Source organism: Desulfocicer vacuolatum DSM 3385, assembly GCF_900176365.1.
Lineage (GTDB): Bacteria > Desulfobacterota > Desulfobacteria > Desulfobacterales > Desulfobacteraceae > Desulfocicer > Desulfocicer vacuolatum.
Map to the genome: position 1 here is coordinate 1 of NZ_FWXY01000043.1, position 14,252 is coordinate 14,252.

Annotated in this window: 11 protein-coding genes and 1 pseudogene; 8 read left to right on the plus strand and 4 right to left on the minus strand. The window is 47.0% G+C overall.

The features are described from left to right. The first annotated feature begins 246 nt into the window (after window positions 1–246). From B9A32_RS22230 to B9A32_RS20225, 8 genes and pseudogenes are all read left to right on the plus strand, one after another. Window positions 247–1,239, plus strand: a pseudogene (locus B9A32_RS22230) (type II toxin-antitoxin system HipA family toxin). A 296-nt stretch (window positions 1,240–1,535) separates the two neighbouring features. After that, window positions 1,536–1,889 (plus strand): ribosome hibernation-promoting factor, HPF/YfiA family, encoded by a 354-nt coding sequence (gene hpf, locus B9A32_RS20195; RefSeq protein ID WP_084071873.1) that lies wholly within the window; start codon window positions 1,536–1,538, stop codon window positions 1,887–1,889. A gap of 558 nt (window positions 1,890–2,447) precedes the next feature. After that, entirely contained in the window at window positions 2,448–3,077 is a 630-nt protein-coding gene (locus tag B9A32_RS20200) for a cobalamin-dependent protein (protein WP_084071876.1), read from the plus strand. 66 nt (window positions 3,078–3,143) lie between these two features. Further along, entirely contained in the window at window positions 3,144–4,526 is a 1,383-nt protein-coding gene (locus B9A32_RS20205) for a monomethylamine:corrinoid methyltransferase (RefSeq protein ID WP_084071878.1), read from the plus strand. Between the two features lie 37 nt (window positions 4,527–4,563). Further along, window positions 4,564–5,499 (plus strand): uroporphyrinogen decarboxylase family protein, encoded by a 936-nt coding sequence (locus tag B9A32_RS20210; protein ID WP_084071880.1) that lies wholly within the window; start codon window positions 4,564–4,566, stop codon window positions 5,497–5,499. Between the two features lie 374 nt (window positions 5,500–5,873). Then, a complete protein-coding gene (locus tag B9A32_RS20215; protein ID WP_084071882.1) occupies window positions 5,874–6,266 on the plus strand; it encodes a hypothetical protein in 393 nt (130 codons plus the stop codon). A 286-nt stretch (window positions 6,267–6,552) separates the two neighbouring features. Beyond that, window positions 6,553–7,569 carry a CobW family GTP-binding protein gene (locus B9A32_RS20220; protein ID WP_170923933.1) on the plus strand — a complete coding sequence of 339 codons (1,017 nt, stop codon included), beginning with the start codon at window positions 6,553–6,555 and terminating at the stop codon, window positions 7,567–7,569. Window positions 7,570–7,663: 94 nt separating this feature from the next. Continuing rightward, window positions 7,664–9,139 carry a trimethylamine methyltransferase family protein gene (locus tag B9A32_RS20225; RefSeq protein ID WP_084071885.1) on the plus strand — a complete coding sequence of 492 codons (1,476 nt, stop codon included), beginning with the start codon at window positions 7,664–7,666 and terminating at the stop codon, window positions 9,137–9,139. Window positions 9,140–9,275: 136 nt separating this feature from the next. Here B9A32_RS20225 and B9A32_RS20230 read toward each other — a convergent pair whose 3' ends face one another. From B9A32_RS20230 to B9A32_RS20245, 4 genes are all read right to left on the minus strand, one after another. Then, window positions 9,276–9,935, minus strand: coding sequence for an endonuclease III domain-containing protein (locus B9A32_RS20230; RefSeq protein ID WP_084071887.1), 660 nt, complete (start codon window positions 9,933–9,935; stop codon window positions 9,276–9,278). 164 nt (window positions 9,936–10,099) lie between these two features. Further along, entirely contained in the window at window positions 10,100–11,425 is a 1,326-nt protein-coding gene (locus B9A32_RS20235; protein WP_084071889.1) for an MFS transporter, read from the minus strand. A 620-nt stretch (window positions 11,426–12,045) separates the two neighbouring features. Then, on the minus strand, window positions 12,046–13,452 hold the full coding sequence (locus B9A32_RS20240) for an amidophosphoribosyltransferase (RefSeq protein WP_084071891.1): 1,407 nt from the start codon (window positions 13,450–13,452) through the stop codon (window positions 12,046–12,048). A 240-nt stretch (window positions 13,453–13,692) separates the two neighbouring features. Continuing rightward, a partial coding sequence (locus B9A32_RS20245; protein ID WP_232367020.1) for a transposase occupies window positions 13,693–14,252 on the minus strand: 560 nt, incomplete at its 5' end.

The window sequence follows — 14,252 nt, forward strand, 5'->3', positions numbered from 1 at the left end:
ATCAATGGTGATAATCCCTGAATTGGCAAATAGTTATGAGTAGTCTACATAATTCTTTTGCCAAAACAACACGAAAATAAGAGATAAGAATCTAACGCCCTGCCGATAGACCCGGTTAAACTCCCATTAATGGATACAGTGTTTGGGACTGAGGGCCAAGTGATTTTTAATGTTTTTCGGGATGCTGCTCCCGATAGATGGGGACGGTCTGTACTATCTATTGTAATAGGGAAGGATCCTGATGATATGACTGAACTTGAAATTCTGACAGCCTTAAGTCCGAAACATAGAGTCGGCGCTTTAGCCTTCGGGCAAGACCCTTTCTCGGGTCCCCAATCCACCCTTTCTGTTGATGAAGAAATTCATTTTAAAAGAGAGAATGATCTAAAAAAAATTGCCAGGTATGTACGTTTAGTTGATTGTATTGATGACGATGAGATTGATGAATTTCGAGGGACATTATCCCCTGATGATCTGTTTAATATCCTTGTACCGAGTTTAAGTCCGGCGGGTGGTGCACGCCCGAAAGCGCTTGTGACTTATGATGGCGTTGAATGGATTGCAAAATTCCCTAAAAGAGGGGACCGTTGGGATGAACCGTTAATTGAGCACGCTTGCATGACACTTGCACAGGAATGCGGGATAGCAGTGGCAGAGACAAGAATAATCCAAGAGGAAAGCTCAAATATTCTTCTGGTTAAACGATTTGATAAAGATAATATCGGAAATCCCCTTCATCTTGCTTCAGGATTCACTATTGCTGATTTCATAGAAGACCAGACCTAGGGAGCATATCAAGATATGGCCGAGGCTGCCAGGCGTTATGGGGCAGTAAATACCGGGGAGCAAATTTTTCGACGAATGCTGTTTAATATCTGCTGTGCCAATACCGATGACCACCCAAGGAATCATGCTTTTTTCATTCATCGTGAGAAAATTGAGTTAACACCTGCTTATGACATTGCACCATGCCGTTTTCAATTTGATTCCTATGAACTGGCATTGAAAGTCGGAAAACAAGGGCGATTGGCTTCTTTTGAAAATGCCTTGAGCAATATTGCCCCTTTTGGATTAGATAACAAAGAGGCGATTTCAATAGTTTCGGAAATCAAATCAATATTTTCTGGTTGGCAAAAGCGTTTTGAAAGGGTTGGGGTAAAACCAAAAGATATTGAAAAATTATCCCGCAGATTTTCTCATTCCGGCATTCATTTTGATGAGCAACATCCATCCAAGTGACAAGTTGAAGAGATGTTGTTTTCAACACATAAGAAGAGGATGATTGTGAAAGTAAATGCTACCGAGTTAAAGTGTCATTGCGCATGGGTATTGTTTTGGGGGCTGTGGCGCAGGACTGGATCATGGGTAGGATCAAAATCAGGTAGAGCAGCAGGTAAATACGGTTCATTGGTTTGGGGTTACATGGGTAAAATGTGTTGTTTTTTGCCCTTTATCAAAAAAATTTCAGTCATTGATAGTACATTTTGAATATGATAGTGTGAAATACAGATAATCACCTTTTTGTGGAGGCGCTTATGAAAATAGCAGTTACGTTCAAAAACATCAACTCGTCCGATGCTTTAAAATCCCACATCCATAAAAAATTTGATAGATTAGACAAGATGCTGGATACTCCTGCTGAGGCCCAGGTTGTTTTATCAGTTGAAAAATTGAGAAATATTGCTGATATCAACCTGAATTGTGACAAAATTAAAATCCATGCAAAAGAAGAAACTGAAAACAACATGTACGCTGCCATTGATGCCCTTTCAGACAACGTTAAACTTCAAATCAGAAAACATAAGGATAAACAAAGACTGCATCTGTCCGGTGGTAAAGAAAGCCTGAAAACAAATGTGATGGAAGCAGAAGAAGCTGTTGAGGAATAAGTATGGAGTTTAACAAAAATGGGGGAGATTTTCATGGCCCCGTCGTTTTTGTTTGTCGCGGATAAGACGATAAAAATTTATCACTGACCAGGTTCATAAAACCGGCATAATCAAGAGATATCCTTGATTATGTCGGTTTTTTTGTTTTAAGGATATCAATGTTCATCATCCGGTAAAGCAGGCCGGTTGCAATTGTTCGTCGTCGGGCGCAAGCATGGTGAGCAGCTCGATAACCGGAAATTTATCAGCATTTCCAGTATATCTGTTGTAAGTTTTGGTTGAAAGGAGAACGCATCAAGTCCTTTTAACAAGAATTTTCTCTGAATTTTTAAAATTGGAATCGCTTTAAAAAATCACTTGACAAAGATTTGAGTTTCGCTTAAGCATAACTTGGCTGTATATACAATTCAACTACTCCAGTTTTATAATAAACTCTACCTTTGGAGTGGGAGAGATCCGGCCATGCAAGCCCGGAACAAAAACAATAAAGGTGTTGAAAAATTCTTGCTTTGACCAAAGCAGGCAATCTTTAAGAATAAATAAACAAGGAGTGATACCATGTCACTGGAAGAATTAAGCAAACTGGTGGAAGATGGCGAAACCGAAGAGGCAGAGGAGCTGGCAGCAAAGCTTTTAAAGGATGGATCTGATCCCCTGCTGATGATCGAGGAACTCACAAAAACCATGGGACATGTGGGGGATCTCTTTGCCAAACTGGAAATCTTTCTTCCTGAAATCATGCTGGCAGGCGAAGCACTGAGCGGAGTTGTCAAGGTGATGGAACCCTATCTTGATGCCGCAGGCGGACAGCAGGTAAAAGGCAAGGTGATTCTTGGGGTTGTCAAAGGCGATCTGCATGAAATCGGGAAAAACATTGTTGGTCTGATCTTGGAAACCAATGGTTTTATTGTCAAGGATCTGGGTTATGATGTGGATCCGCTGACCTTTGTAAAAGAGGCCGAAGCCATGGATGCAGACTTCATTGGAGCCTCCTCGCTCATGACCACCACCATGCCCCGTCAGAAAGAAATAATTGAAATTTTGTTGGACAAAGGTATCCGGGATAAGTTTAAGGTAATCATCGGCGGCGCGCCCACCTCACAGATGTGGGCCGATGAGATCGGTGCCGATCTTTATTGTAAGGATGCCAAAAGTACACCTGACGCCTTGACGGCCTTGCTGGCTTAAATTGCCGGAAGTTTCTTATAAAAAAAATAACTGCCCCGGGGCCGTTTTGAATATGGAGAAAAAATAATGACCACTGCCTACCGACATTGGGAAATCCTGGAACGATCCACCACAGGTCCGTTCATGGATGAAGATGATTTTTTGCCCAGACGTTTCACCCCCACCCTTAAAAAACTGATAAAAAAATACGAAATAAAATATGATCCTGCCAATCCCTGTCCCACGGATGATGCCATGGCCGACCGCATCTGGCAAGCTGCCTGGGATCTGTTCCGGGAGGTGGGATATTATAACACCGATTCCCATCGCATCATGCAGGTGTCAGACCAGGAGATCAAAGAGGCCCTGTACATGGCCAATGACAGTTATCTTGTGGGGGCCGGAAAAGATGCAGTCCTTTTTGAGCATCGTCAGGTGGAAGACTCTAAAACGCCTTTTTGCATCATGAGTCCTGACATTACCTGTGATGAACAATATCACCAGTCCATCTGCATGGCCTATCTTAAAGAGCCCCTGCTGGACGGTATTTGCGGACCCATCCTGGAAAAAACCTTTGGTCACCTCATTGAATCTGCAGGTCCCAGTGAAATCAGCGGGTGTATCCAGCATATTTACAACCAGAAAATGGCGGCCCGTCTTTTGGGACGGCCCGGAACATTCATGGTGGCCGTGGGCACGGCAGAGCATGACAGCGGTCAGATCGCTGTGTCCGACGATAACTGGGGTGTACAGAAAACCGATGCCCGCCTGGTGGGGTCTTTGACGGAGTTTAAAACAGCCGACACCCTTCTTAACAGATCCCTGCATTATGCCCAGTACGGCAGCTACACCGGCAATCTCACCGGTGCCATTTACGGCGGCTGGTGTGGTGGTTCAGAAGGAACCGCCGTTACCACAGTGGCTTACAGCCTCATTGGTCTTATCATGCACGGTGCCATTTTTAATCAGCATTTTCCATTTCATCTCAACTATGGTTCCAATACCACAAGGGAGCTGCTCTGGGCCATCTCCATGGCCGGCCAGGCATTGTCCCGGAACTCCAATCTTTTGTACACCTCCAACGGCTTTGCCAATGCCGGTCCCATGACGGAAATGGTTTTTAGAGAAACCGCTGTCCACGCAATGGTTTCAACGGTTTCCGGCTGGAACCTCTGGGAAATGGCTTCAACGCGAAATAAATATCGCAACAGAGCAACCCCCATGGAGGCCAGAATCGGTTGTGAAGTGGGCCATGCCGTGGCCCGTCAGGGACTTACCAGGGAACAGGTCAATGAAATTGCCAACAAGCTCTTGGCAAAATATGAAGATCATGCCGCCGATGCCCCCATAGGCTCTGAATACCATGAATGCTATGATGTGGAAAAGGCGGTGCCCACCCAGGAACATTACGATATGTTCCGCAGGGTCAAAGATGAGATCGCAGATCTGGGAATTGAATTTCCCTATTGATCGCCGGTAACAAGCTCTTTTTTACAGGAGAATTTTTATGGCAAAACAGATGTTAATTGATGCCACCCGGGGAAAACGCACGGAAAAAGCGCCTTGGGTTCCCTATGCCGGTGTCAATTGTGCCTTTCTTATAAAAGAACAGGCAGATATTTTTTTCAAGGACCCGGATCTTTTGGCCAAGGGGGTTGTTGCGGCGGCAGAAACCTATCATGCCGACGGTATTCCCCTTTTGTTTGATCTTTCCGTGGAGGCAGAGGCCATGGGATGTGAAGTGGAATACTGGAAGGATAACGTCCCTTCGGTGCGTTCCCATCCCTGCCAGAAAGAGACGCCTCAGGAGCTGGGGCTTGCTCTGCCTGATCGTAATGCCGGTCGATGGCCGGTGATCTTTGAAGCGGCGGCCAAGGCAAAACCCCAGCTGGATAAAATGGATTGTGCCATGTTGGGGCTTGTCACCGGCCCCCTTACCCTGGCTTCCCACCTGGCAGGGGTTCGCATCTTCACGGCATTGAAGAAAAAGAAAGAATTTGCCCATGCCGTCATTGAATTTGCAGGGCAACTCTGTGCCCAGGCCACGCAGTTTTACATTGAAATGGGCTGTGATATTGTTGCCCTTGTGGACCCTGTGGCCTCCCAGATTCGTCCTGAAATGTTTGCAGAGTTTGTCACCCCCAATTGCCAGGCTGCTTTAAAGGTGATCCATGATGCCGGAAAGACCTCTTCCTTTTTCATCTGTGGAGACTGCACCAAGGTGCTTGAAGAGGTTTGTAAAATCGGTACCCACGGTTTTGCCATTGATGAGCAGATGGATCTTACTTTTGTCAGGGATATTGCCCTTAAGTACAAAAAAGGGTTTGGCGGGGCACTCAAGCTCACCCTGGCCCTGAGTCTGGGACTTATCTCCCCCCGGGAGGATGCGCTTATCAACCTTGCCGCCGGCGGCACCCAGGGGTATACCTTTGCCCCGGGCTGAGATATTCCCTTTGATGCTCCGGCGGAGCATTTAATCCAGGCCTGGGAAGCCCGGGAATGGTTCTATGAACATTATCCTCAATATCCCGAAGGATGTTAAATTCATATAACGAGCATGTCCTGTGGGACACAACGAATATAGGGTCGTAGACGCGGAGCCAAATGGTATTATACCGCCGCCCCCCCGATGGGCAATGGTCCCGGACCGGAACTGTAGACAGCTCAATTGTCCGGTTCCTATTACCCATCGGGGGGGCGGCTCTGCTGAGGTTGCCTTGGAGGCTGCCTTTTCATATAAACTGCCATGGGCAGATCATATTGGGACTTTGGTATGATTACAACAAAAATTCGTACACTCCCTGGGAGAAATAGAAAATGGAACCTAAAATTCGCATTGATGTGTTGACTTTGGACAGTGTGCAATGTGCGGCCTGTGGCTATATGATGGAGTCCATTGCGGCTTTGCCCCAGGATATTCAGGCGTTGATTGAGTACAAGGAGTGGTCCATCAAACAAAAAGAAGGCATTGCCATGTTCACCAAATTAAAAGGTAAGGTGCTGCCCACCATCTGCATTGAAAATGATCTTGTTTTCCAGAGTATCATTCCCCAGTATGAAGAGCTCATTGATGAACTGGCCAAAAGAGCGCCTTCGGATGATATAAAAAAACTGATTCTTGATCTGCGGGATCACGACTTTGATTTTGATAATATTAAAACAAATCTGGACCGGGCCGGTTCCGGCCATAATACAAGATCGGATGAGTGATTGCGTTTTTTATATGAAACTCCGTCCAAAGCAGCGTAATAATTAGAGTTTCATTTTTCGTTGTGGGCAGGTCAAATTCCAATATGATCTGCCCGTGGCAGCAGCCTCCAAGGCAACCTCCGCAGAGCCCCCCCGATGGGCAATAGGAACCGGACAATTGAGCTGTCTACAGTTCCGGTTCGGGACCATTGCCCGTCGGGGGGGCGGCATGATACCATTTTCATTGTTTCGTTGGAAGTTGCACGTAAGCCGTGCCCCGTTTCGGTGGCAAAGGAGAGATAACTCCATGTCCAAGACAGATGTTTTTCTCATCACCGGTTTTCTGGGAAGTGGGAAAACCACTTTTTTAAACAGGATCATTGATGCATTTCCCAAAGATCGCAAACTCATGATCCTGATGAATGAATTTGGTGAAATCGGCATTGACGGCACCCTTGTGGAACACGAAGATGTGGACATGCTGGAGATCAGTAAAGGCTCTATTTTCTGTGTCTGCGTTAAAACCGATTTTATCAAGGGGCTCATGGAGATTGTGCGCACCATCCGGCCCGATACCCTGTTGATAGAAGCCACAGGGGTTGCCAATCCGGCAGATTTAAAACGGGATTTAAAACTGCCCATATTTAAAGATCGTTTTGAGATGAAAGAGCAGTTCTGCATTGTGGATGCCCCCAATTTCCAAGATGCCTATGACACCTTTTCATCCGTGGAAAAACAGATTGAATCCTCCTCTCTTTTTATCATCAACAAGATTGATTTGACCACCGGGGACACTGTCTCCACCGTAAAAGAGCTTATTTCCCGCCATCATCCTGATCCCAAGTTCATGGAAACCAGTTACGCAAAGGTTCCCCTGGATGGTTTTTTGCACCTCACTTCACCGGAAGAAGAGGAGATGATCATTGAGCCCGGGGAATTTATGTCCGGTTCGGAACTTGACAAAGCCATTCAAACTCTTTTGAACAATCCCTTTGCCGTTACCACCCCCCCTGATCGCCTGATATCTGCTGTTTATACCTGGGATGCCTCGGCTGACCTTAAGGCCTTTAAAGAGATTACCCACCATTTTCCAAAGGGCATTGTCAGGGCCAAAGGATATTTGGGAAAAAAGGACGATATCCGGCTTTTTAACAGGGTGATGGATAAAGATGATTTTACCAGGGTAGAATATACCGAAAAATTATCTGAATTAATCCATAAGCTTATATTTATCGGTTCCCCTGAAGCCATGCAGGAGATGGAAACCGTCAGTGCTGAAATTCCGTTTTTAAATTTATTGTCCACCCACGATGCCATGGCTTAGGACCGCAGATGAAATAACTTGGGCCAAAAGGCAAGCTATTTTATTCAAGTTATAAAATTTACGGTCCTTAATAATTATAGATTAAGGAAGAACAATGGTCATGAACACAGGATTTAAATCACAATGCCTGCCCACCTACCGGGTGCTTACCCAGGATCAGATCAATACCCTCCACTGCGCCACCCTGGAGCTTCTTGAAACCGTTGGTGTTAAAATCATGCATGAAGAGGCTGTCCAGATGATGGCCGATGCCGGATGCCGGGTGAAAAAAGATAATATTGTCCAGATTCCCAATTATCTGGTGGAGGAGGCCATTATCAGTGCGCCCTCCCGCATTACCATATACAACAGGCTTGGCAAGGCGGCCATGCACCTGGAAGGCAATAAAACCTATTTTGGCATGGGCACGGATCTTGTGAAAACCTATGATCTCAAAACAGGTGAATTAAGGGAATCCCAGCTCCGGGATGTGGCCAATGCGGCGCGCATTGCCGATTATCTGGAGGAGATTGATTTCACCGGTTCCTATGCCCTTCCCTTTGATTCTCCCACCAACCTGGCATACATTGATTCCTTTAAAGCGCAGTTGGAAAATTGTGTTAAACCGATTTTCTATACTGCGGCGGGCATGGAAGATATGGCGGTTATCCATGACATGGCAGCGGCCGTCATGGGGGGCAACGAGGCATTGCGGGAAAAACCCATTCATATTCATTATGCCGAACCTTTAACCCCTCTCATGCACTCTTCCGGTGCCATAGACAAGTTGTTTTTTTGTGCGGATAACGGTTCCCCTGTGAACTATACCCCGGGTATGATGTCCGGTGCCAGTGCCCCTGTGACCCTGGCAGGTGCCGTCACCGTGGGTAACGCCGAAGCCTTGAGCGGTGTTGTCATGCATCAGTTAAGGGCCAAGGGCGCACCCATTATATCAGGGTTTGGCATGTCCACCCTGGACATGAAGGCCGGTACCTGTATTTATGGATGCCCTGAATATCGTCTGGCCCTTTCTGCCTGCTCCGATCTTTATCATTATTATGGCATTCCCATGTGGGGCACCGCCGGTGTCAGCGATGCCAACTGCATTGACCAGCAGGCCGGTATGGAATGGGCCATGTCCCTTTTAATGGCAGGGCTGGACGGTGCCAATTTAATCCATGACATTGCCTATATGGGACAGGGCCTTGTGGGGTCCCCTGCCGCATTGGTGATGAATGCGGAAATCATCAGTTATGTTCGACGGGTGATCAAGGGATTTGACATTGATGCTGAACACATTGGCATGGATGTGATAAAAAGTGTGGGACCCCAGGGCGGATTTCTCACCACAGATCAGACCATGAAATTTTTCAAGGACGAACATTGGCAGCCCCATCTGTCCAATCGCACGGCCCCTGATATATGGGCAAAAATGGGCAGCAAGACCTGGGGGCAAAATGCGACCCAAAAAGCATTGGATATTTTAAATTCTCATCAAGCGGTTCCCCTGGACAGGGAAGTTCAGGAATCTCTTGATGCCATGCGGGAAAAAGCCTTTATTGATCTTGACGGTAAACAGTTTGAATCATGATTCGTAAAATCAGATTAGTGTTATATGGATCTGTCTTCCAACTTATTTATTTAACGATCAAACCTCTTGTTCGAGCCCATGATTGAATTCTGAGTCGTTATGTCATTGTATTATGCGCTGTGACTGCTCTTTCTACCTATTTACGGTTGAGTGCCAGGGGGTAGTCATCGCAAAAAGGAGAAATCGGGCATTCATGGCAACGGGGAGACCGTGGCCTGCAGATTTTCTGGCCAAAAACAGCCAGTATTTCCGAATAGGCTTTCCAGTATTTTTCCGGCATTTCTTTTCGAAGGACCCTTTCCGTCTGGTCGGGGTTACCGGTGGATGCAAGTCCCAGGTGGTTGCTGATTCTGTGCACATGGGTGTCCACGCACAGACCGGGTTTGCCAAAGGCTTCCACCAGCACAAGGTTTGCGGTTTTACGGCCCACACCCGGCAGGGCCAGGAGAGCTTCCATGGTGTCGGGCACCTTTGCATTATATTTTTCAAGGAGAATGTGGCTGATGGCAACCAGTCGTTTGCCCTTGGTGGGGGAAAATGAGGCAGGATGTATCAATGCTGCAATGTTCCGGCTGCCAAGGGCAATCATCTGCCCGGGGGAGGCGGCCTTTGGGAATAATCGTTGGCATGCCTGTTCGGTGACGGCATCCCGGGTTCTCAGGGAGATGAGGGTGGCCACAAGGATGCAAAAAGGATCTGCCCCATTTTGGGCCGCAACGGTGATGGCAGGTGCGGGCCACAAGGCGTAAACCTTGGTCAGGATGTCCATGAGTTGATCCATATCCCGGATATGCATGTTTTTTCTTCCAAATTTGTCAATTTAAAAAGTTAATGCCATTCTCAATATTGGTTGTGTCCACCATGACATGTGGGTTTATATGAAATACTCCGCAAATTTGTGGAGAATTTCTATCTTTGTTGTGGGCAGAGCCGGATCGGAATACGGTCCGCCCGTGGCGGTTATATAAAAATATTCCGACAATGGGTTTCCCGGATGCGAAAGGAGCCCACCATTGCCACCAGGGCAAAGAGTACTATGGCAATAAAACCGTTGTGATAATCTGTTGCGGCATATACCCGGGCGCCATTGACCAAGGTGCCGGACCATGTGGCATCGGCAATGGTGCCGAACAAGGGTTGCATCACCGCCGTGCCAATGAAACAGCCGGTGTTCACCACACTGACGGCCATGCCCGACAACTTCGGATGAATGATCTCTTTGGCAGCAGCAAAGGTAAGAACAAATCCTGAGCCGGCAAATCCCATGAACCCAAAAAGAAAAAATCCAAACCCGCCCGGAGACCAGGAAGCATACATCAGCACCGGCCACGACAGGGTGTAACCAAAGACACTTGCCATCAGCACGGGTTTGCGTCTGCCGATTCGGTCGGAAAACCAGCCGAAAAAAAGTGCGCCCACGGCAAAGCTCATCAGCATCACGGTCATGTAATCGGCGGCCGCTCCCCGGGACAGGCCATGGACATCCCGCAAATAGGGAACCCCCCACAGCCCCATGAATGAATAAAGGCCACCGATCATCCCCAACTGTACCCAGAATCCTGGCCAGAGGCGCAGTACCCGCATCACGCTGCCCAGCTGTTTAACCCAGTTTCCCGAAGGATTTTTACTGGAAGTTGAAGCATCATAGGTGTTGGGTGCCATAAAGCCCATATCTTCAGGTTTGTTTCTCACCACCAGAAAACCGGCCACGGCAAGTACAAGGGAAAGGCCACCGATGCCCATGAATACCGTACGCCATGCAAAAACCGTCAACAGAGCGGAAAGCGGCCCGGCAGCTAAAACAGATCCCAGATTCCCGAACAGCAGGGTCAACCCGCTCATGAGCCCGAAAACCTTTTCATGGAACCACACCGAGTTGTTTTTCATGATGCTGATAAACACCACAGACACCCCCAGCCCCACAAAAAAACGACCCACACAAGCCATCTCAAAGGAACCGGCAAGGCCGAAACAGATGGAGCCCACCCCGGCAATGAGGTTACCAATCACAATGGATGTTCGAGCCCCAAGGGTGTCTGCGATCACGCCGGAAGGGATCTGCATGGCGGCATACACAAAAAAATAGATGGCTGAAAGTGCTCCCAGCCGGGTGCCGGTGGTATGAAATTCGGCCATGAGAAATTCAGACACCACCCCTGGTGCCATGCGGTGAAAATAGACCAGAATATAGGTCAAAATAAGAATGGCAAAAATAGACCATTTTGCCAGTTCAAAAGAGAAATCAGTACGGCTTTGGAGCGGGGTTTTTATTATTTCACCCTTCATGCAAAAATCCTTTTATTGATGACGGGATCAAGGTTCCAGTCATTTTGGTAAGAGCGGTAAATACCCCCATAAACATTAGATTCCTTTGACCGTCCAGTTCATTTAAAGTCTGTTTTCCAGGGTATTAAATCGACGGCTTTGGTCCCCCTAAATGCGCCGTTAAATTGATTACGATAAAAAGACCATCCACAATAACAACCGCAAGAATAAATTTATCCGCCTGGTTCAAACCATAAATAATCTCATTGCCCCCTGTGTCAAGGGCCTGGAGTTTGATTGCAATAAAAGAGTTTTTGGGGGGGATTTCTATCTTTAATTATGGGCAGAACGAGATTAGAATAACGCTCTGCCCGTGGCAGTTTTATATGAAATACTTCGCCAATCAGAGGCGTATTTAAAGTTTCGTTGTGGGCGGAACGGGATCAGAATTCGGTCCGCCCGTGGCGGTTTATATACAATGCAGCCTTCAATCTTACCTCAGCAGAGCCGCCCCCCCGATGGGCAACAGGAACCGGACAATTGAGCTATCTACAGTTCCGGTCCGGGCCCATTGTCCGTCGGGGGGGGCGGCGGTATAGTACCATTTGGCTCCGCGCCTACGACCCTATATTTGTTGACCGTTATTTAAAATAACTGGAGCCGTCCCAGCAATGGGTGCACAATTTTTCCTTGGGCAGACCAATGGCCTGGACCAGATCATCCAGGGTTTGATATCGCAAGGTGGTCAGGCCCAGGCGCTGGACGATTTTTTCCAGCATCCGGGAATGTTTTTCCGAGCCTGACACGGCATAATCGGTGAGATCACACTCTTCTTGGCCTTCAAGGTCATATATTGCTTTTCTGCCTGCCAGATCCAGTGTGGACCGGGAATTGGAAAAATTTAAAAATTCACAGGGGTGAATCAGGCAGGGACAGGCAATGCGCATGTGAACTTCCTTTGCCCCGTATTCATAAAGTATTTCCGTGTTATCCTGGAGCTGGGTTCCCCGGACCACGGAATCATCGCAAAAAATAATCCGTTTGCCCTGGATAATCTCCTTCACCGGGATCAGCTTCATCTGGGCCACCAGGTCACGCATTTTCTGGTTCTGGGGCATGAAACTTCTGGGCCAGGTGGGGGTATATTTCACATAGGGCCGCATATAGGGGATGCCGGTTGCGTTGGAAAATCCAATGGCATGGCCAATGCCTGAATCCGGAATACCGGATACAAGATCGGCCTGGCAGGTTTCATTTTTTGCCAGGGCTCCCCCGCAGTTATACCGCACCTGTTCGGTATTGATTCCTTCATATGTGGATGCCGGATAGCCGTAATAAACCCAGAGAAAAGAACAGACTTGCATCTTATCCCCCGGGGCCTTGACCTGCTCAATACCCTCTGCGGTCATGCAGACGATTTCACCGGGTCCCACAAAATGTTCCACCTCAAAGCCAAGGTTGGAAAAAGCACTGGATTCTGAACTGGCAGCATAGGCATTGTCTCTTTTACCGATGATGATGGGGGTTCTGCCCAGTTGATCCCGGGCCGCATATATGCAGTCATCTGTCATGACCAGCATGGAGCAGGAACCTTTTATTTTCTCCTGGGCATGGGCAATGCCCTTTACAATACTGTCTCCCCGGCAAATCAGGGCAGCGGTAAGCTCTGTTGGGTTGATGGTACCCTGGCTGGTCTCTGCAAAGTGAATGTTCTTGGAAAGTACCTCTTTTGCCAGTTCATCAAGGTTGGCAATTTTCCCCACCATTACCACGGCAAACTGTCCCAGATGGGAATGGATGATAATGGGCTGGGAATCGGTGTCACTGATCACACCCAAGCCCCTCTGGCCCGTCAGTTTACCCAGGTCAGATTCGAATTTTGACCTGAAATAGGCATTTTCCAGGCTATGGATGGTTCGGTTAAACTGACCGTCGTCATAGGTGACCAACCCCCCTCGTTTTGTTCCCAGGTGGGAAAGGTAATCTGTTCCATAAAATAAATCCGAGCTACACTCGACCTTAGACGCACATCCAAAAAAGCCACCCATTTGTTTTCCCCGTGTTGTTTTAAGTTATCCTTCTGTTTCTCCTACCTTCATTTAGTAAACCTGCCCGGGCAAATCAATGTTTTTTTGTTAAATCCATTGCCGGGGTTTGTAAAAGATATGGTTGAGCTTGATGATATGGGACTTTGCTAAAAGGCGTTTTTTTGCATTTGTATTGCTGATAAAAAAATGAATTCTATACAGATTATTGGCTAAATTTTAACTTTTATCAGTGATGTCCGGTTAGGTTTTTGCAGACTTCTTTTTCTTTTTTTTGGTCCTTTTTTTGACAGCCCTATCGCCTGATAAAGGGTATCTGAGCTCATTTTGTATATCATTTCTCAGTTGGCGGATTCTTTTGATGGAAACTTTTTCATTGAATTTATCATGACAATATATGGCCATGAGTAGATATGAAATAAGCCCACCAAGGATTTGTACCATGACTCCATACTCACTGCGAGCAATTAAGTGATACACTTTGAGATGTTTTTTCCACCATTTGAAAAAAGACTCAATGTCCCACCTGAGCTTGTAGATTTTTGCCACTTGCTCGGCAGTCAGATCATGTCGATCAGTTGCCACGTAAAATGTTGAGCCTGCAATTTTATATCCAACGACTCGGACTGGTGTCTCTGATTGATTTACCCCTGGAGTTCCAAGTAGGACTTCTGCATCATAAAAAATATGAGTGTCCTCCGGCACAAAGTTCTGTTTGATGATAGTTCGCGTAGTTTTGATTTTGATTCGGCATACAAAATGTTTTCCCTCAGCCTGTAGCAAATCAAAATCTTTATGGGATT

Bases quoted from the DNA above. Each gene is read 5' to 3' on its own strand.
- hpf (WP_084071873.1), top strand. From the start codon at position 1,536: ATGAAAATAGCAGTTACGTTCAAAAACATCAACTCGTCCGATGCTTTA.
- B9A32_RS20200 (WP_084071876.1), top strand. From the start codon at position 2,448: ATGTCACTGGAAGAATTAAGCAAACTGGTGGAAGATGGCGAAACCGAA.
- B9A32_RS20205 (WP_084071878.1), top strand. From the start codon at position 3,144: ATGACCACTGCCTACCGACATTGGGAAATCCTGGAACGATCCACCACA.
- B9A32_RS20210 (WP_084071880.1), top strand. From the start codon at position 4,564: ATGGCAAAACAGATGTTAATTGATGCCACCCGGGGAAAACGCACGGAA.
- B9A32_RS20215 (WP_084071882.1), top strand. From the start codon at position 5,874: ATGGAACCTAAAATTCGCATTGATGTGTTGACTTTGGACAGTGTGCAA.
- B9A32_RS20220 (WP_170923933.1), top strand. From the start codon at position 6,553: ATGTCCAAGACAGATGTTTTTCTCATCACCGGTTTTCTGGGAAGTGGG.
- B9A32_RS20225 (WP_084071885.1), top strand. From the start codon at position 7,664: ATGGTCATGAACACAGGATTTAAATCACAATGCCTGCCCACCTACCGG.
- B9A32_RS20230 (WP_084071887.1), bottom strand. From the start codon at position 9,935: ATGCATATCCGGGATATGGATCAACTCATGGACATCCTGACCAAGGTT.
- B9A32_RS20235 (WP_084071889.1), bottom strand. From the start codon at position 11,425: ATGAAGGGTGAAATAATAAAAACCCCGCTCCAAAGCCGTACTGATTTC.
- B9A32_RS20240 (WP_084071891.1), bottom strand. From the start codon at position 13,452: ATGGGTGGCTTTTTTGGATGTGCGTCTAAGGTCGAGTGTAGCTCGGAT.